This is a genomic window from Phyllobacterium sp., from assembly GCF_037994425.1.
GTDB lineage: Bacteria > Pseudomonadota > Alphaproteobacteria > Rhizobiales > Rhizobiaceae > Phyllobacterium.
Map to the genome: position 1 here is coordinate 1 of NZ_JBBNAM010000190.1, position 17424 is coordinate 17424.

Here is a 17424-nt window from a genome sequence, read left to right on the forward strand (position 1 = left end):
ACTATGACATGCTGACAAGCGGTCCAACGGTGACTATTTCGTGACGTATACAGAAAAAAGGTCAGGGCTATGGCAGGGCGGGAAACCAGTGTGCGCGATGCGGCGGGGCTTGAGGCTCTGATCTCGCCCGCAGCCGCGCCGGGCAAGGGCCTACCGGCGGTAGAACGCTGGAATCCTGATTTCTGCGGTGATCTCGACATGGAGATAAGGGCAGACGGCACTTGGTTCTACATGGGAACGCCAATCGGCCGGCAGCCTCTGGTGCGTCTCTTCTCCACGGTGTTGCGCAAGGATGCCGACGGCAAGACCTATCTCGTCACTCCCGTCGAAAAGGTCGGTATCCGGGTGGAGGACGCGCATTTCCTCGCCGTCGAGCTTAATGTCTCCGGGAAGGGCGACGACCAGGTCATGACCTTTCGGACGAATGTCGGAGATATTGTCGAGGCGGGCGCTGAAAACCCGCTTCGCTTTGCAATCGGTGCGGAAAACGGCGGGTTGAAGCCCTACTTGCTGGTGCGTGGAAGACTCGAAGCCCTGCTCGCCCGGCCCGTGATGTATGACCTCGTGAACCATGGCGAAGACATTGCCATTGACGGCAAGGCCATGTTTGCCGTTCGCTCCAAGGGTATTGTCTTTCCCATCATGCCGTCAGGCGAACTGGAACTGCAGAGCCGATGACTTCGGCGGAACCACTCGAAGAGGGGTTTTCCGCCCGAGCCTTTGCGCGTCGCGTCGCCCTCAAGGGCAATGAACGCCTGGGCGACGATCATGGCGATCACCGGCTCAATCCTGGGCTCGACGCTGTGATTGCGGCCAATCCGTTGCGCGATGCCGCTGTGCTCGTACCAATCGTCGACCGCGGCGACGAGGCAAGCGTTATCCTGACACTACGTACAACCAGCCTGCGCAAGCATTCCGGTCAGGTGGCCTTTCCGGGCGGTGCGATCGATCCCGAGGATGACTACGAGCCCGAGAAGGCGGCGCTGCGGGAGGCGCACGAGGAAATCGGGCTCGAGGGGCGTCATGTCGAACTGCTCGGTCGTCTGCCGCGCTATCTGACGACGACGGGGTATTCGATCATTCCCGTTCTTGGTCTCGTACGCCCACCCTTTGAAATCGCTCCGAATCCGGACGAGGTTGCCGACGTGTTCGAGGTGCCGCTATCGTTCCTGATGAATCCGGCTAATCACCGGCGCGAGAGCCGCATTTGGCAGGACCAGGAACGCTTCTACTATACGATGCCCTTTGGCGATCGCTTCATCTGGGGCGTGACCGCAGGCATCATCCGTACACTTTATGAAAGGCTCTATTCTTGAGCGCGACTGTATCCATTGCTGACAAAGCCCCATGGCTCTTTGATGAAGACTTGCAGGCCCTGCTGGCGGCTCTGTCCGCGGGCGGCGAGGGTGCGCGGGTCGTCGGCGGCGCGATTCGCAACACGCTGCTCGCGCAGCCGGTAAGCGATATCGATATCGCGACGACGTGCCTGCCCGAGAAAACATTGCTGCGCGCGGGGAATGCCGGGTTCAAGGCCGTTCCAACCGGGATCGACCACGGCACCATAACAGTCGTTGCCAGGGGACGGCCCTATGAAGTCACGACCTTGCGAGCTGACGTCGAAACCGACGGGCGTCACGCGGAAGTGGCCTTCGGCAAAGACTGGCAGGTCGATGCCGAGCGACGCGATTTCACCATCAACGCGCTTTACGTCGAGGCGGATGGCACCATCATCGATCTTGTCGGAGGACTTTCCGACGTTGAGAGCCGCACGCTACGTTTTATGGGCGACCCCGGAGAGCGTATCCGCGAGGATTATCTGCGCATACTGCGGTTCTTCCGATTCTTCGCATGGTATGGAAAGGGTCGCCCCGAGAGCGAGGGATTGAAGGCTTGTGCCCGGCTGAAGACCGGGCTTTCCAAACTATCCGCCGAACGTGTCTGGTCCGAATTGAAGAAGCTGCTCGGTGCCCCTGATCCTTCACGCGCCTTACTGTGGATGCGGCAGTCGGGCGTCCTGACAGCGGTGTTGCCGGAAACCGAAAAGTGGGGAATCGACGCCATCCATGGTCTGGTCCAGACGGAACACGCCCTTCGCTGGGAAGCCGATCCGTTGCTACGCCTCGCGAGCATGGTGCCACCCAATGCAGATCGATTGGCGGAACTTGCGTCGCGGCTGAAACTCTCCAATCAGGAGCGCGATCGCCTGGAAGCCTTCGCCAATGCTGTGCCGCCGCAGGCGGAAATTTCCGAACTTGGGTTCGCAAAGCGGCTCTATCGCAGTGACAGGCAAGGCATGCAGGACCGCCTCAGGCTTGCCCTCGCATCAGCACGAGCCGATGCTGCGAGCAATGACGGGGCAATGCTTCGCGCAGGTCATCTGTCGCGGCTTCTCGATTACCTCAAAGCCTATGAGCGACCGAGATTTCCGCTTTCCGGCGGTGACCTTGTCGCCGCGGGGCTTCCCAAGGGCCCTGACGTCGGCAAGGTTCAACGAGCGCTCGAAGACGAGTGGATCGAATCCGGATTCACCCTCAAGCGCGATCAGTTGCTGGAAAGAATTCCCCACCATACGGGAAACCGTTGATCAGGCAGCTTTGCCCTTCTCAGGCTGGATATTCGCCTTGATCGTTTCGAGCATGGATTCGCGAATGACCGTTTCACCATGCGTTTCGCGTAAGTGTTCGGTCGCGCGGCGGATGATTTCTGCTTCGGTTTCGTGACGGGTGTGCCACTGGCAACCGGGAACAATGCAATGAAGTTCTTTCATGGCTTCTCTCCCTGTTGTGAGCCCGCAAACATATGCCTGACGCGCTCGCTCTAGCGCGGCGATCAACCGCGCCAAGAGGAATGATAACGCATCATTCCGGCATTTGATCCCACAAATTTCCTATTTATGGCCATTTGACCGTTGGCGGCATCGACGAAAGGATTGAATCGACATTTCCCCCCGTCCGGAGCCCGAAGATGGTACCTCGATCATAGAGAAGGTTGAATTCGACGTAGCGACCGCGCCGCACCAGTTGTTCCTGACGATCGGCATCTGTCCAGTCCTTGTTGAAATTCTGGCGTACCAGATAGGGATAGACGACCGAAAATGCGCGCCCGACATCACGGGTGAAATTGAAGTCGGCATCAAATCCACCGCTTTCATCCGCCGAATGCAGCCAATCATAGAATATGCCGCCGGTGCCGCGTGGTTCCTTGCGATGCGGCAGGTAGAAATATTCGTCGCACCAGGCCTTATATTTCTCGAAGTCGGCGACTGCGGAATGCTTGTCGCAGACGAATTTCATCGCTTTCTGAAACGCGACGGTATCGGCGTCTTCCTGGATGCGCTTGCGGTCGAGCACCGGTGTCAGGTCGGCGCCACCGCCAAACCATTGGCGGGTCGTCACGACCATCCTGGTATTCATGTGGACGGCCGGCACGTATGGATTTTGCGGATGAGCGATCAGCGATATCCCCGACGCCCAGAAGCGCGGGTCTTCCTCGGCGCCCGGTATCTGCTTGCGAAACTCGTGCGAGAATTCTCCGTGCACCGTCGAGATATGGACGCCAACCTTCTCGAAGACGCGGCCGTGCATGATCGACATCACGCCGCCACCGCCCTTGCCATCCTCCCGCTGCCAGGGGGACGGCGCGAAGCGGCCCGCCGCGCGGTCAGACAGCGGGCCTTCAAGCTCATCTTCCAACTGTTCGAACAACGCGCAGATCTTGTCGCGGAGCTCCGTGAACCATGCAGTGGCAGCAGCCTTCTTGTCGTCAAGCGCTTCCGGAAGCGTGGCGGGGATATCAGGGCGGTCCATGGTAAAGAATCCTTTTTTTACACGGACATATCACAACATCGAAAAGACAAAGGAAAGAGCCGTTTACTCGATCCCCTGTTCTGCAAAAAATGACTCGTTTTCCGCGCCAACACTGCCTAAGTTTAAAACGTGAAGCGTTGAGTGAGGGCTTACAGAATGGTCTCCAAGGCGCCCAGATCGCAGTTCCCCAAGCCGCCGCTTGAGGGCTTGCGCAAACAGCTGAAGGAAAGCCGCCGCGATGCTGGCCAGCAGCGGGGCGCATTCGTCCGCGAGAGTTTCCGCTTACCTCGTCTGGCGGCTCGAGAAAAGGCCCGCGAATGGTTCGAGCAATTCCCGAAAGCCGCCTACTGGACCGAAATTGAAAGCTGGCAAGAACGCCCCGGCGACATCATCGAATTTACCATGCGCCGACTGCCGAACGCCGACTGATAAATTGACGTCGCAAGCAAAAAAATCGGTGATTCAACAATAAAATTGATGATGTTCGTTAGAAAATTGATCGATTCGGCGAAAAAACGCCCCGCATTCTGGAAATTTGTCAGTTTTCTACTCTTGGGGGCGAAATTCGAAGCAATCCTTGCTGACAGCCTTTTGCAAAGTCAGTAGAACTCTGCCAGCCCCGGATAGTCGTCCGGACGCACAAGAAAATCCAAGGAGGAAACTATGCGCTTATCGTTGATTTCCGGCGTCGCGTTGGCCGCCGTCATGGCGATGACGTCGTTCGCCAAAGCCGATATCGTTGTCGGCATTATCGCGCCGGTCACGGGTCCTGTCGCCGCTTATGGCTTGCAGGTGAAGAACGGCGCTGAAAGCGCCGCCGAGGCCATCAATGCGGCGGGCGGCATCAAGGGCGAGAAGATTGTCACCAAGATCTTTGACGATGCCGGTGAGCCCAAGCAGGGCGTTTCGGTCGCCAACCAGGTCGTCGGTGAAGGCATCAAGTTCGTCGTTGGACCCGTGACGTCGGGCGTTGCCATGCCGGTTTCGGATGTTCTTGCCGAAAACGGCATCGTGATGGTCACCCCCACGGCAACTACCCCTGACCTGACCACGCGCGGCCTCGAGACCGTTTTCCGCACGTGCGGACGTGATGACCAGCAGGCCGACGTTGCCGGCAAGTACATTCTCGACAACTTCAAGGACAAGCGCATCGCCATCGTCTACGACAAGACACCTTACGGCACCGGCATCGGTAGTGGACTGAAGGCTGTGCTCAACAAGGGCGGTGTCACCGAAGTCGTCTTCGAAGGCATCAATGCCGGCGAGAAGGATTACAGCGCACTCGTAACGCGCCTGAAGTCCGAAAAGGCCGATGTCATCTATTTCGGCGGCTACCATGCCGAAGGTGGCCTGATCGCTCGCCAGCTGAACGACCAGGGCGTCAAGGCGCAGATTATTGGTCCTGATGGTCTGTCGAATACGGAATATTGGGCAATCGGCGGCGACGCTGCAGCCGGTACTCTGTTCACCAACAGCGCTGACCCGACGAAGAATCCCGCAGCGGCCAAGGTCGTCGAAGCGCTCCAGGCGAAAAACATCCCTGCCGAAGCCTTCACGCTCAATGCATATGCGGCAATGCAGGTCATTGCTGGCGGCATCGAGAAGGCGGGTTCGGTCGAGCCGACAGAAGTTGCTGCGAAGATCAAGTCGGGTGAACCGATCTCGACTGTCGTCGGCGACCTCGCCTATTCAAGCACGGGTGACCTTACGACCCCGGCATTCGTCTTCTACAAGTGGGAAGGCGGCAAGGCGGCGCAGATCAACTGATCTCGCAATCTGAAAACCAAACGTCCGCCGGTCGGAAATGGCCGGCGGATTTGATTCTAGACCTGAAATTGCCGCAAAGCTTCGGCAGCGGCGATGCCGGCCGAAAGCGCAAGGTTGAGCGAGCGCGCGCCCGGAACCATGGGAATGATCAACCTCGCATCGGCGGTGCGATGCACGTCATCAGGAACGCCGGCGGATTCACGGCCGAGAAGCAGAATGTCGCCGGCTTTAAAGGTGAACTTCGTGTAGGGAACGGCAGCTTTTGTCGAAAACAGAAGAAGTCGCCGCTTTTCAGAGAGCCGCCATGCCTGAAAGTCCATCCAGCTGGCATGCCGTGTCAGGGCCGCTTGTTCGAGATAATCCATGCCCGCCCGCTTCAGCGCCCGGTCGGAAATATCAAAGCCCGCCGGCTCGATGACATCGACGCCGATACCGAAGCAGGCAGCCATGCGCAGGATGGTTCCCGTATTGCCGGGAATATCGGGCTGGTAAAGCGCGATGCGCAGGTCGGGTGATGTGTCGGTCAATACTTACGGCTCCATTGCGATGGCCTCTCGCCTTTTGCGTTCATAATCGCTATAGGAAACAAACCGCAACGCTAACTTGGAGGTGTCGATGCCAAAATTCATGCGACTTCTTCCAGACTGGACCATGTCCGGTTCCATTGGCGGTTGTGTGTCGATTTTCTCCAATTAGATATTTCGATTTCCCGACACGAACCGCGATCGCCGATCACTGCGTTTGCAGGTGTTTTCAATGTTCGTCCCAAGCAGTATCCAAACGACCGGCGCACGGTCTGCGAACCTGATCAGGACAGGTCTTTACGAGGTTGATGATGTTTCGCTGGTTTGAAGAGAGGCTCGAACCGTTTCCGCCCGCAGAGCCGAGTGAGCCACCGAAATCCCTCGTGGCCTTCTGCCTCCACTATACAAGAGGCGTATGGCCCTTCATCGCCGTCATGGCCGTTTGCACGGCGCTCATCGCGGTGCTCGAAGTGTCGATGTTTGCATTCATGGGCAATATCGTCGACTGGCTGTCGAACCACTCGCGCGAAACTTTCCTTTCCGATGAAGGCTGGAAGCTTGCGCTTATTGCCGGTGTGATTCTCATCGTCATGCCAGGCATCGTGCTGATCGATTCGCTTATTATCCATCAGACCCTGCTCGGCAATTATCCGATGCGTATCCGCTGGATGGTGCACCGCTATCTTATTCGTCAGTCGATGACGTTTTTCCAGGATGAGTTTGCCGGTCGCGTATCTACCAAACTGATGCAGACCTCGCTTGCCGTGCGCGAGGCGGTGATGAAGCTGCTCGACGTCCTCAACTATGTGATCGTCTATTTCAGCGGAACGCTGATTATTGCGGCAGCGGCTGATCTGCGACTCATGGTGCCCTTTGTCGTATGGCTCGCCGCCTATATTGGCCTCTTGCGCTATTTCATTCCGAAGATTCGCGTCATATCGGAAAGGCAAGCGGACGCCCGCTCTACCATGACGGGTCGGATCGTCGACAGCTATACGAATATCGCCACGGTCAAACTCTTTTCGCACTCGAAACGTGAAGAGAGCTACGCCCGCGAGGGCATGGAGGACTTCTTGGGGACCGTGCACCGCCAGATGCGCATGGTCACGAGTTTCCATTTTTGCCTCTACGCGATGAACTGCCTGCTGCTGTTTTCGGTTGGCGCCATCGCAATCTGGTTATGGATGGGCTCAGCAATTTCCGTCGGCGCCGTAGCCGTGGGGATCGGTCTTGTCCTACGGCTCAACGGCATGTCGCAGTGGATCATGTGGGAAATGTCGGCCCTGTTCGAGAATATCGGAACGGTGGAGGATGGTATTACATCCATTTCGCTGCCGCGCCTCGTGACTGACGTGCCGAATGCTCCCGACCTTGAAGTAAAATCTGGAGCAATCACCTTCGACGCCATCGGTTTCCACTATGGCAAGGGGGCGGGCATCATCGACAAGCTGTCGCTCAACATACGCCCTGGGGAGAAGATCGGCGTTGTCGGCAGATCGGGCGCCGGCAAGTCGACCCTCGTCAATCTGCTGCTCCGCTTCTACGACCTTGAGAGCGGTCGTATCCTTATTGATGGCCAGGACATTTCGAAGGTTTCGCAGGATTCACTGCGGGCAAATATCGGCATGGTAACCCAAGATACGTCGCTGCTGCACCGGTCGGTGCGCGACAATGTTCTCTATGGCCGGCCGGATGCGTCGGACGAATTGATGCGTCAGGCTGTCCGCAATGCGCAAGCCGACTCCTTCATCGAGGATCTGACCGATCCTAAGGGACGTCGCGGCTTCGAGGCCCACGTCGGTGAACGTGGTGTCAAACTCTCCGGCGGGCAACGCCAGCGTGTCGCGATTGCCCGCGTCATGCTGAAGGATGCACCGATCCTGATCATGGACGAGGCAACTTCGGCGCTCGATTCGGAAGTGGAGGCGGCGATCCAGGACAATCTCTACCGGCTGATGCAGGGAAAGACCGTCATCGCAATCGCCCATCGTTTGTCGACCATCGCAGCACTTGACCGCCTGGTCGTGATGGACAAGGGGAAGATCGTCGAAAGTGGCAGCCACGACGAACTCATTGCTGCAAACGGCATCTATGCCGGTCTATGGGCCCGCCAGTCAGGTGGGTTCTTGGGGCTGGACGACCAGGAGGCGGCCGAGTAGGCGCTTGGAGCCGGCCCCACCCTGGACCTCACGTGCAGTGGGGTGGCCCTTACCTCCTACTTGTGGGAAGGTTGCCTGCGCAGCAGCCGGGAACGGTATTCCTTTAACTTCGGCAACTGGCCCCCGCCGTGTGCTTGGTCTCGGTAACCGAAGTTTAATTTGACGCACCGCGGGACTCAATCGATGGTGGCCCTTCCCTGATTGGTTTCATCATGATGATGATTTTTCGACGCAATGTAGGTTGAATGACACGCCTCTACCGCCTGTTCGAGAGCTGGATCGACCCCTATGCCAGTCCCCCGGCAGATCGGGTGCCAAACCAGTCGCTGGCATTCATGTGGTTCTATGTCAGGCAGGAAAAATATGTCTTCCTGGCGATGCTTGTGTGCGGCGGCCTGATCGCCCTCTTTGAGGCCGGGCTCTTCTGGTTTGTCGGAAAGGTCATCGACATTCTATCGTCAACCGATCGCGCCGAGGGCTGGCAGGGCCTCATCGATCGCCATGGCATCGTGTTGCTGCTGATGCTGCTTGCCGTGTTTCTCGGGCGCACACTCGTCCTGTCCCTTGCCGCCCTTGTCGAAGAGCAGGCGATCGTTCCGGGCTTCAACAATCTTGTGCGCTGGCAGGCGCACAGCGTCGTCTATCGGCAAAGCCTCGCATTCTTCCAGAATGATTTCTCCGGGCGCATCGTTACCAAGGTCTGGGCAGCCGGCCAGGCGCTCGGCGATTTCATGGTCACGCTGCTGCAGGCGGTGTGGTTCAGCCTCGTCTATTGTGCCACCACCCTCTTTCTCATCGGTCGCCTCGACTGGCGGCTCGCCTCCGTCGTCGGCATATGGCTCGTCGTGTTCGGCTTTACAGCGCGCTATTTCCTGCCGAGGGTCCGAAAGGCGGCGCGCGATACTGCGGAGACGAGCTCCCTCGTCATGGGCCGGCTCATCGATGGTTACAGCAATATCCAGACACTGAAGCTATTCGGCACGACGCAGCGGGACGACGCCTATATGCGTCGCGGCATGGATCGCTGGCTCGCGGCGATCATGTCGTTGACGCGGGGCTTGAGCGGTATTCGCATTTCGCTCGCAACGACGAGCGGGGTCATGATCTGCGCGGTTGCGGCACTATCGATCGATCTTTGGCTGAAGGGCGAGGTCTCGTCCGGCGAAGTCGCTTTCACGCTCGGTCTCGTTCTGCGGCTCAGCATGCTCCTGACCCGAATGATGGCAAACCTCAATGGTCTCCTACGCAATTATGGAACGATCCAGAATTCCATGGAGCTTCTAGCGCGGCCGGTCAGCGTCGTCGACAAGCCGGGCGCCGAACAACTGACCGTCACGCATGGTGCGATCAAGTTCGAGAATGTCCGATTTCACTATGACGCGGCGAGGATCGTCATCGACGATTTTTCGCTCCATGTGCGACCCGGCGAGAAAATCGGGCTTGTCGGCCGCTCCGGCGCCGGCAAATCAACGCTCGTCAACCTTCTCCTGCGCTTCTTCGACGTTGAAAGCGGTCGCATCCTTATCGATGGTCAGGATATCGCGGATGTCACACAGGACTCGCTGCGCGCCCATATCGGCATGGTCACCCAGGACACGTCGCTATTGCATCGTTCCGTGAGGGACAACATCCTCTACGGACGCCCCGACGCCTCCGACGACATGATGCGCGATGCGGTGATGCACGCGCAGGCGGAAGGCTTCATCGATACCTTGACCGACCCCAAGGGCCGGCGCGGGCTTGATGCCCATGTCGGCGAACGCGGCGTCAAGCTTTCGGGCGGGCAACGCCAGCGCATCGCCATCGCACGCGTGATGCTGAAGGACGCACCGATTCTCATCCTTGACGAGGCAACCTCGGCGCTCGATTCGGAAGTCGAGGCGGCGATACAGGAAAGCCTCTACCAGCTGATGCATGGAAAGACGGTCATCGCCATCGCGCACCGCCTCTCGACGATCGCGGCGCTCGACCGCCTGATCGTGATGGATGAGGGCCGCATCGTTGAGAGCGGCACACATGCGGAGCTCGTCGCCACGAACGGCCTTTATGCGGGGCTCTGGGCGCGCCAGTCGGGCGGATTTCTCGGGCACGAATGACCGTCCTGCCTATCCCTGCGACATCCTGCCCTTATGCCGCTGTCAGGCTGGACAAGCTCATGCGACATGCTTAGAAACCACGCGATATGTTGGGGATTCCGCGGGGCTCATCTTCTTGGGCCTGTCTTCTATTATGCTGACTTCGTGGACTCTCCCGCTGCGTTGTTATTCGGAAAGGAACAGGCCCCGTGAGCGCACACGATACGACCGAGCCGACACGGCGTGACTTCCTCTATATTGCGACAGGTATGGCCGGTGTGGTCGGAGCAGGGGCTTTCGCATGGCCCTTCATCGACCAGATGAGACCGGACGCATCTACGCTGGCAGTCTCGTCCATTGAAGTTGATGTTTCGGCTGTTCAGCCGGGTATGTCCCTGACGGTCAAGTGGCGCGGCAAGCCGATCTTCATCCGCAACCGTACGCCCAAGGAAGTCGAGGAAGCCAAGGCTGTCGCGCTCGGCGATCTCAAGGACCCGGTTGCCCGCAATGCCAACCTGCCGAGCGATGCCCAGGCGACCGATGCCGACCGTACCGCTTCGAAGGAAAAGGAAAACTGGCTGGTGATGGTTGGCGTATGCACCCATCTCGGGTGTATTCCGCTTGGCCAGCAGGGTGATTTCGGCGGCTGGTTCTGCCCCTGCCATGGCTCGCACTACGATACGGCCGGACGCATTCGCAAGGGGCCGGCGCCCGAAAACCTGGCGATCCCGCCACTTTCTTTCATTTCCGACACCGTCGTCAAGATCGGCTAAGGTTCCACGGGGAGACACGACATGAGCGGTGGACATTCATCCTATACGCCGAACACCGGAATCGAAAAATGGCTTGATGCGCGACTGCCGTTGCCGCGTCTGATCTACGATTCATTTGTAGCTTATCCGGTTCCGCGCAATCTGAACTACGCTTACGCCTTCGGCGGCATCCTGGCGATCATGCTGGTTTCGCAGATTCTGACGGGCGTCGTGCTGGCGATGCACTATGCCGCGAGCACTGGCCTTGCCTTCAACTCCGTCGAAAAGATCATGCGCGACGTGAACTCGGGCTGGCTCCTGCGCTACCTGCATTCAAACGGCGCCTCGATGTTCTTCCTCGCCGTCTACATCCATATCTTCCGCGGCCTCTATTACGGCTCTTACAAGGCGCCACGCGAACTCCTTTGGATCCTCGGCGTGATCATCCTCCTCCTAATGATGGCGACGGCCTTCATGGGCTACGTTTTGCCCTGGGGTCAGATGTCCTTCTGGGGCGCGACCGTCATCACCGGCTTCTTCACGGCCTTTCCGATCATCGGCGATCCCATCCAGCAATTGCTGCTCGGCGGCTTTGCGGTGGACAATCCGACGCTCAACCGTTTCTTCTCGCTGCACTACCTGCTGCCGTTCATGATTGCCGGCGTCGTCGTCCTGCACGTATGGGCGCTGCATGTAACCGGCCAGACCAACCCGACCGGTATTGAAGTGAAGTCGAAGACGGACACGGTTGCCTTTACGCCTTACGCTACGGTCAAGGACGCGTTCGGCCTGATGCTGTTCCTCATCCTCTTTGCCTATTTCGTCTTCTACCTGCCGAACTTCATGGGTCACCCGGATAACTACATCCAGGCCGACTCGCTGAAGACCCCGGCCCACATCGTTCCCGAATGGTACTTCCTGCCCTTCTACGCGATGCTGCGCGCCATCACCTTCAACATCGGACCGATCAATTCGAAGCTCGGCGGCGTCCTGACCATGTTCGGCTCGATTGCGATCCTTTTCATCGTGCCCTGGCTCGACACGTCGAAAGTGCGCTCGGCCGTATATCGTCCGTGGTACAAGCTGTTTTTCTGGATTTTCGTGGCCAACGCCATCATGCTTGGCTGGCTCGGATCGCGCCCTGCCGAAGGTCTCTATGTCATCTTCTCGCAGCTCGGGACGGCTTACTACTTCGGTTTCTTCATCGTGCTCATGCCATTGCTTGGCCTGATCGAAACCCCGCGCCGACTCCCGAACTCGATCACGGAGGCGGTGCTTGCGAAAACTAAAAGTGGTGGTCAGCCGGTAGGCGTCGCCGCCGCTCCGGAAACCAAAGGCTGAGAATCGTGAAGGGCTCAAGGAACTTCCCCATGAAAAAAATCCTCCTCGGTCTTGCAGCCGCCGGCCTCGGCACGATGCTGGCATTGGGTACGGCTTCGGCCGCCGAAGAAGCGCACAATGCAGCAGAACCAACCCACTTCCCGATCAAGCATCCGGAAGAGATGAACTGGAGTTTCGCTGGTCCCTTCGGTCGCTACGACAAGCAGCAATTGCAGCGGGGCCTCAAGATCTACAAGGAGGTCTGCTCGGCCTGCCATTCGATGAATCTCGTGGCATTCCGTTCGCTTGAAGAACTGGGATACACAGAAGCTCAGGTGAAGGCGTTCGCGGCCGAGTACGAGGTGCCGGGCGAACCAAATGCGGACGGCGAGCCGACGACCCGCAAGGCCATTCCGGCCGACCACTTCCCCTCGCCCTATGCGAATCCAGAAGCGGCAGCAGCGGCAAATGGCGGCGCTGTGCCGCCTGATTTCTCGCTGATTGCCAAGGGGCGTGCGGTTGAGCGCGGCTTTCCGCGCTTTCTGATCGATATCTTCACGCAGTATCAGGAAGGCGGTCCGGACTACATCCACGCACTTCTGACGGGCTTTGGCGAAACGCCGCCGGAAGGCATGCAGATCCCCGAGGGAACGCACTACAATCCTTTCTTCATCGCCGCCAAATCTTTGAAGATGGCGCAGCCACTGCAGGACGGCCAGGTGACCTACGATGATGGTTCGCCGCAGACGTTGCCGCAGTATTCGCAGGACGTTGCAGCGTTCCTTATGTGGGCCGCAGAACCGCACCTCGAGGCTCGCAAGAAGACCGGCTTCCGTGTCATGATTTTCCTCGTTCTGTTTGCTGGTCTCATCTATGTGGCGAAGCGCCGGATCTGGTCCGACGTCGAGCATTGATCGGATCAACGCAATCAATTTGAAGGAAGGGCGCGATGCGCCCTTTTCTTTTGGGTGCAGGGTTGGATAGATTGTCTGCCCGCTGACAGCGAAGGAAACTCAGATGGATTCAAGCCTCAAGCAGACGCTGGTTGATGCCATCCGCAACATTCCGGACTATCCGAAGCACGGCGTCATTTTCCGCGATATTACGACGTTCCTCGGCAACGCTCGCGCCTTTCGCCGGGCGGTGGATGAACTGGTGCACCCCTATGCGGGCGGAAAGGTTGATCAGGTAGCTGGTATCGAGGCACGGGGCTTCATTATTGGTGGCGCAATGGCCCATCAGCTGTCATCCGGCTTTGTGCCGATCCGCAAGAAGGGCAAGCTGCCACGCGATACAGTGCGCATCGCCTATAGCCTCGAATATGGTCTCGACGAGATGGAGATGCACCGCGATGCAATCGCGCCCGGCGACAAGGTCATCCTCGTCGACGATCTGATTGCGACGGGTGGAACAGCCGAGGCAGCGGTCAAGCTCTTGCAGCAGATGGGCGCCGATATTGTCGCCGCCTGTTTCATCATCGATCTTCCAGAACTCGGCGGCCGCAAGAAGCTCGAGGCACTCGGCGTCAATGTGCGTACATTGATCGCCTTTGACGGGCATTAGCGCTTAGCCGGGAAGAGCGATAAGCGCGGCGCTGTCGAATGCGAGAACCTTGTCGCCATTCTGGTTGTAGGCGGCGGATGACATCTGCATCATTGACCAACCTGGCCGGGACTTGAGTGGCCGTAGGGCATGCAGGGTCCGGGTAAAGCGGATCGTATCGCCGGCATAGACCGGCTTCAGCCATTTGAGATTTTCGAAACCGGGGGAGGGGCCGAATTGCGGCGGTTCTTCGCCGCGCACCGCGGCAGCGGCGAGTTCAGCCTTCATATCCTCGACGTTAAGCCGCATCCAGATCGCGGTCGTGTGCCAGCCGGACGCGCAGAGGCCGCCGAAGTTGCTATTCTTCGCCGCTTCGGGATCGACATGGAATCGCTGCGGGTCGTATTTCGCTGCGAATTTGATGATCTCGTCGGCGGTGAAGCGATGCGTTCCAAGCTCGCGCTCGACGCCGATGTATTGCTCGATGCTCATGCCTGCACAGGCTCCCTCAGTGAGAACATAGCGGTATGTTCGAGCTCACACACCAATGTACCGTCCTGGTTGAAGAGATCATGGTGCATCTTCACGAAGCCAAGCGATGGCTTCGACTTGGACAAGCGTTGATCGAGGATAGTCGTCCTGCCCGTCAGAGTGTCGCCAGCGAGCACGGGATGCTTCCACTTGACGAAATCGATGCCGGGAGCTCCCTGCGAAGTCGAATCCAGCAAATAGGCGTCACAAAGCATGCGCATGAACATCGACACCGTGTGCCAACCCGACGCGGCGAGGCCGCCAAGGATGCTGGCCTTTCCCGCCGCCTCATCGAGGTGGAAAGGCTGCGGATCGAATTGACTGGCGAAATCGATGATCTCTTCGGCCACGACGGCTTTCGAACCGAGCGACCATTCGCTACCGACGACGAAATCCTCATAGGCGTATCTAGGAGCGCGTTCAGCCATCTTCATGCAACCCAGGTTAGGTGTTGAATTTGAACAGCATGATATCGCCGTCCTGGACGATATATTCCTTGCCTTCGTCGCGGGCCTTACCCGCTTCCTTGGCTGCAGCTTCGCCGCCGAGGTTGACATAGTCATGGTAGGCAATGGTCTGGGCGCGGATGAAGCCACGCTCGAAATCCGTATGGATGACGCCGGCAGCGCGCGGCGCCTTCGAGCCACGTTCGACTGTCCAGGCGCGCGCCTCCTTGGGGCCCACGGTGAAGTAGGTGATCAGGTGAAGCAGTCGGTAACCGGCGCGGATCAGGCGATCGAGGCCGGGCTCGTCGAGGCTCATCGCCTCGAGGTACTCGCGCGCCTCTTCTTCAGGCAATTGCGCAACCTCGGCTTCAATGGCAGCAGAGATGGTGACGGTCTCGGCCCCTTGCCCAGTCGCCATTTCCTCCACGGCCTCGGTATATTCATTACCGCTGGCAGCGTCGCTCTCAGCGACGTTGCAGACGTAAAGAACAGGTTTCGATGTAAGGAGATTGAGGTCCTGCAGGATCGCGAGGTCCTCGGAGGCAATGCCGTTCAGCATGAAGCGAACCGGCTGGCCGTCCTGGAGAAGGGCGAGAGCCTGCTCCATGATGGGCAGGACCGTGAGTGCTTCCTTGTCCTTGCTGCTCGCACGCTTGCGGAACTGGACGATGCGCCGCTCGAGGCTTTCAAGATCGGCAAGCATGAGCTCGGTCTCGACGGTCTCCGCGTCGGACACCGGATCGATACGACCTTCGACGTGGGTGATGTCGTCATCCTCGAAGCAACGCAGTACATGCACGACTGCGTCTACCTCGCGAATGTTGGCGAGGAACTGGTTGCCGAGACCTTCGCCCTTGGATGCGCCGCGTACGAGCCCGGCAATATCAACGAAGCTGATACGTGTCGGGACGATATTGGCTGATTTGCCGATCTTGGCAATTGTTTGCAGGCGCGCATCCGGCACCGCCACTTCGCCGGTATTGGGTTCTATCGTACAGAACGGGTAGTTGGCGGCCTGCGCCGCAGCCGTCTTGGTCAGGGCATTGAAGAGCGTCGATTTGCCGACGTTAGGCAAGCCAACGATGCCGCATTTGAAACCCATAATGTGCGATCCTTATTCTTTCTTGCCGAAGAGTTTGTTCAGCATGTCGGCCATAGGGCCGGATTTTGGAATGGTAACGGCAGGCTTTTGCTGACGCGCCTGGCGGATATGGCTTTGGCCGGTGTTTTTTACAACCGGTTTTTCGGTTCCTGCAGGTTCGTTCCGGGTGCCACCACTGACTGCGAGCGAGACGCGGTTCATAAATCCGGAATCATCCTTACGGACGAGCAAATCGGCATTGGCTGCAACCGCTTCAAGGAGTGGCTCCAGCCATTCGCTATCGGCCTTGGCAAAGTTGCCGAGAACGTGGCTCGACACCATATCCTTGACGCCAGGATGGTTGATACCGAGCCGAACGCGCCGGTAGTCTTTGCCGCAATGCGCATCGATCGACTTGATGCCATTGTGGCCGCCTGCGCCGCCACCTGTCTTCACGCGCACCTTGCCCGCTGGAAGATCGAGTTCGTCATAAATGACGACGAGGTCACCCACCGTCAATTTATAGAAGCGCATGGCCTCGCCAACAGCTTGGCCGGAGAGGTTCATAAAGGTCTGGGGTTTGATCAGGATGGTCTTTTCGCCGTCAATGATGCCATCTGCAACGAGCGCCTGGAACTTTCGGGTCCAGGGGGAAAAGCCATGGCGGCGATGTATTTCATCCGCCGCCATGAAACCGATATTGTGCCGGTTTGCAGCATATTGGGAGCCCGGATTGCCAAGACCTGCGATAAGCAGCACGCGCCTAGCTCCCAATAGTCGAAAGGACGATTACTCGCCTTCTTTTTCTGCAGTTTCAGTCGGTTCCGCTGCTGCTTCGGTGGTCACTTCGTCAGCGGTTGCGTGACCGGCAATGGTGGCGATCGTGAAATCGCGATCCTGGATGACCGGCGTCGCGCCCTTCGGGAGCGTCACAGCGGAGATATGGATCGAGTCGCCGATCTGGGTGCCGGTGAGATCGATTTCGATCGCTTCCGGAATCGCATTTGCCGGGACATGCAGTTCGATGTCATGGCGAACGATGTTGAGAACGCCGCCGCGCTTGATACCGGGCGAAGCGTCTTCGTTCAGGAAGTGGATCGGTACGTGGACGTTGACGACCGACTTTGCCGATACGCGCAGGAAGTCAACATGCACCGGCTTGTCGGTGACCGGATCGAGCTGATATTCCTTGGGCAGGACCTGGATTGACTTGCCATCCAGAAGGATGTTGGCAATCGTCGTCTTGAAGCCGCCGCCGTGAATCTTGTAGTACAGCGCCTTGTAGTCGAGGGTGATCGAGATTGGCGCCTGCTTGTCACCATAGATGACTGCTGGCACTTTACCGTTGCGGCGAATTTCCCGGGCGGACCCCTTACCGACCCGTTCGCGCGCCTCGGCCTTGAGCTCGTATGCTTCGCTCA

The 17424-nt window shown here is 58.4% G+C and carries 19 protein-coding genes; 11 read left to right on the plus strand and 8 right to left on the minus strand.

The features are described from left to right. Positions 1 to 69: 69 nt before the first annotated feature. Genes AAAB35_RS13455 through AAAB35_RS13465 form a run of 3 tightly spaced genes read left to right on the plus strand, consistent with a single transcriptional unit; the run spans position 70 to position 2584 of the window. On the plus strand, positions 70 to 678 hold the full coding sequence (locus AAAB35_RS13455) for a DUF1285 domain-containing protein (protein WP_340668778.1): 609 nt from the start codon (positions 70 to 72) through the stop codon (positions 676 to 678). Beyond that, the gene (locus AAAB35_RS13460) at positions 675 to 1316 is read left to right on the plus strand and encodes a CoA pyrophosphatase (protein WP_340668779.1); all 642 of its coding nucleotides are present in this window, start codon (positions 675 to 677) and stop codon (positions 1314 to 1316) included. The genes AAAB35_RS13455 and AAAB35_RS13460 overlap by 4 nt, the downstream gene beginning before the upstream one ends. Then, positions 1313 to 2584, plus strand: a complete 1272-nt coding sequence (locus tag AAAB35_RS13465) for a CCA tRNA nucleotidyltransferase (RefSeq protein WP_340668780.1) — start codon at positions 1313 to 1315, stop codon at positions 2582 to 2584. Before AAAB35_RS13460 ends, AAAB35_RS13465 begins: the two co-directional genes overlap by 4 nt. On the opposite strand, the gene AAAB35_RS13470 is transcribed toward AAAB35_RS13465, so the two are convergent. Together AAAB35_RS13470 and hemF are read right to left on the minus strand one after the other, a co-directional pair. Continuing rightward, complete coding sequence (locus tag AAAB35_RS13470) at positions 2585 to 2767, minus strand: DUF1059 domain-containing protein (RefSeq protein WP_340668782.1); 183 nt, start codon at positions 2765 to 2767, stop codon at positions 2585 to 2587. A gap of 124 nt (positions 2768 to 2891) precedes the next feature. Beyond that, positions 2892 to 3806: an oxygen-dependent coproporphyrinogen oxidase gene (hemF, locus tag AAAB35_RS13475; RefSeq protein WP_340668783.1), complete on the minus strand. Its 915-nt coding sequence runs from the start codon at positions 3804 to 3806 to the stop codon at positions 2892 to 2894. 156 nt (positions 3807 to 3962) lie between these two features. Here hemF and AAAB35_RS13480 point away from each other — a divergent pair, with 156 nt between their 5' ends. Continuing rightward, positions 3963 to 4235, plus strand: coding sequence for a hypothetical protein (locus AAAB35_RS13480; protein WP_027233445.1), 273 nt, complete (start codon positions 3963 to 3965; stop codon positions 4233 to 4235). Positions 4236 to 4469: 234 nt separating this feature from the next. Next, the gene (locus AAAB35_RS13485; protein ID WP_340668784.1) at positions 4470 to 5573 is read left to right on the plus strand and encodes an ABC transporter substrate-binding protein; all 1104 of its coding nucleotides are present in this window, start codon (positions 4470 to 4472) and stop codon (positions 5571 to 5573) included. A gap of 56 nt (positions 5574 to 5629) precedes the next feature. Here the strand turns inward: AAAB35_RS13485 and AAAB35_RS13490 are convergent, their stop codons facing one another. Then, entirely contained in the window at positions 5630 to 6100 is a 471-nt protein-coding gene (locus AAAB35_RS13490) for a tRNA (cytidine(34)-2'-O)-methyltransferase (protein WP_340668785.1), read from the minus strand. 308 nt (positions 6101 to 6408) lie between these two features. Here AAAB35_RS13490 and AAAB35_RS13495 point away from each other — a divergent pair, with 308 nt between their 5' ends. The 6 genes from AAAB35_RS13495 (at position 6409) to AAAB35_RS13520 (ending at position 13966) form a co-directional block, all read left to right on the plus strand. Then, positions 6409 to 8256: an ABC transporter ATP-binding protein gene (locus tag AAAB35_RS13495; RefSeq protein ID WP_340668797.1), complete on the plus strand. Its 1848-nt coding sequence runs from the start codon at positions 6409 to 6411 to the stop codon at positions 8254 to 8256. A 245-nt stretch (positions 8257 to 8501) separates the two neighbouring features. After that, positions 8502 to 10352 (plus strand): ABC transporter ATP-binding protein, encoded by a 1851-nt coding sequence (locus AAAB35_RS13500; protein ID WP_340668786.1) that lies wholly within the window; start codon positions 8502 to 8504, stop codon positions 10350 to 10352. Positions 10353 to 10540: 188 nt separating this feature from the next. Beyond that, positions 10541 to 11104, plus strand: coding sequence for a ubiquinol-cytochrome c reductase iron-sulfur subunit (gene petA / locus AAAB35_RS13505; RefSeq protein WP_340668787.1), 564 nt, complete (start codon positions 10541 to 10543; stop codon positions 11102 to 11104). A 21-nt stretch (positions 11105 to 11125) separates the two neighbouring features. Then, complete coding sequence (locus tag AAAB35_RS13510; RefSeq protein WP_340668788.1) at positions 11126 to 12424, plus strand: cytochrome b N-terminal domain-containing protein; 1299 nt, start codon at positions 11126 to 11128, stop codon at positions 12422 to 12424. Positions 12425 to 12453: 29 nt separating this feature from the next. Beyond that, positions 12454 to 13317, plus strand: a complete 864-nt coding sequence (locus AAAB35_RS13515; RefSeq protein WP_340668789.1) for a cytochrome c1 — start codon at positions 12454 to 12456, stop codon at positions 13315 to 13317. Positions 13318 to 13420: 103 nt separating this feature from the next. Then, positions 13421 to 13966: an adenine phosphoribosyltransferase gene (locus AAAB35_RS13520; RefSeq protein WP_340668790.1), complete on the plus strand. Its 546-nt coding sequence runs from the start codon at positions 13421 to 13423 to the stop codon at positions 13964 to 13966. Between the two features lie 3 nt (positions 13967 to 13969). Here AAAB35_RS13520 and AAAB35_RS13525 read toward each other — a convergent pair whose 3' ends face one another. The 5 genes from AAAB35_RS13525 to AAAB35_RS13545 form a co-directional block, all read right to left on the minus strand. After that, positions 13970 to 14437 carry a MaoC family dehydratase gene (locus AAAB35_RS13525; protein WP_340668791.1) on the minus strand — a complete coding sequence of 156 codons (468 nt, stop codon included), beginning with the start codon at positions 14435 to 14437 and terminating at the stop codon, positions 13970 to 13972. Next, positions 14434 to 14904 carry a MaoC family dehydratase gene (locus AAAB35_RS13530; RefSeq protein ID WP_340668792.1) on the minus strand — a complete coding sequence of 157 codons (471 nt, stop codon included), beginning with the start codon at positions 14902 to 14904 and terminating at the stop codon, positions 14434 to 14436. Before AAAB35_RS13530 ends, AAAB35_RS13525 begins: the two co-directional genes overlap by 4 nt. 16 nt (positions 14905 to 14920) lie before the next feature. Beyond that, positions 14921 to 16024 carry a redox-regulated ATPase YchF gene (gene ychF, locus AAAB35_RS13535; protein ID WP_340668793.1) on the minus strand — a complete coding sequence of 368 codons (1104 nt, stop codon included), beginning with the start codon at positions 16022 to 16024 and terminating at the stop codon, positions 14921 to 14923. Positions 16025 to 16036: 12 nt separating this feature from the next. Continuing rightward, positions 16037 to 16762: an aminoacyl-tRNA hydrolase gene (gene pth, locus AAAB35_RS13540; RefSeq protein ID WP_340668794.1), complete on the minus strand. Its 726-nt coding sequence runs from the start codon at positions 16760 to 16762 to the stop codon at positions 16037 to 16039. A 30-nt stretch (positions 16763 to 16792) separates the two neighbouring features. Beyond that, on the minus strand, positions 16793 to 17424 hold a 632-nt coding region (locus AAAB35_RS13545), incomplete at its 5' end, for a 50S ribosomal protein L25/general stress protein Ctc (RefSeq protein ID WP_340668796.1).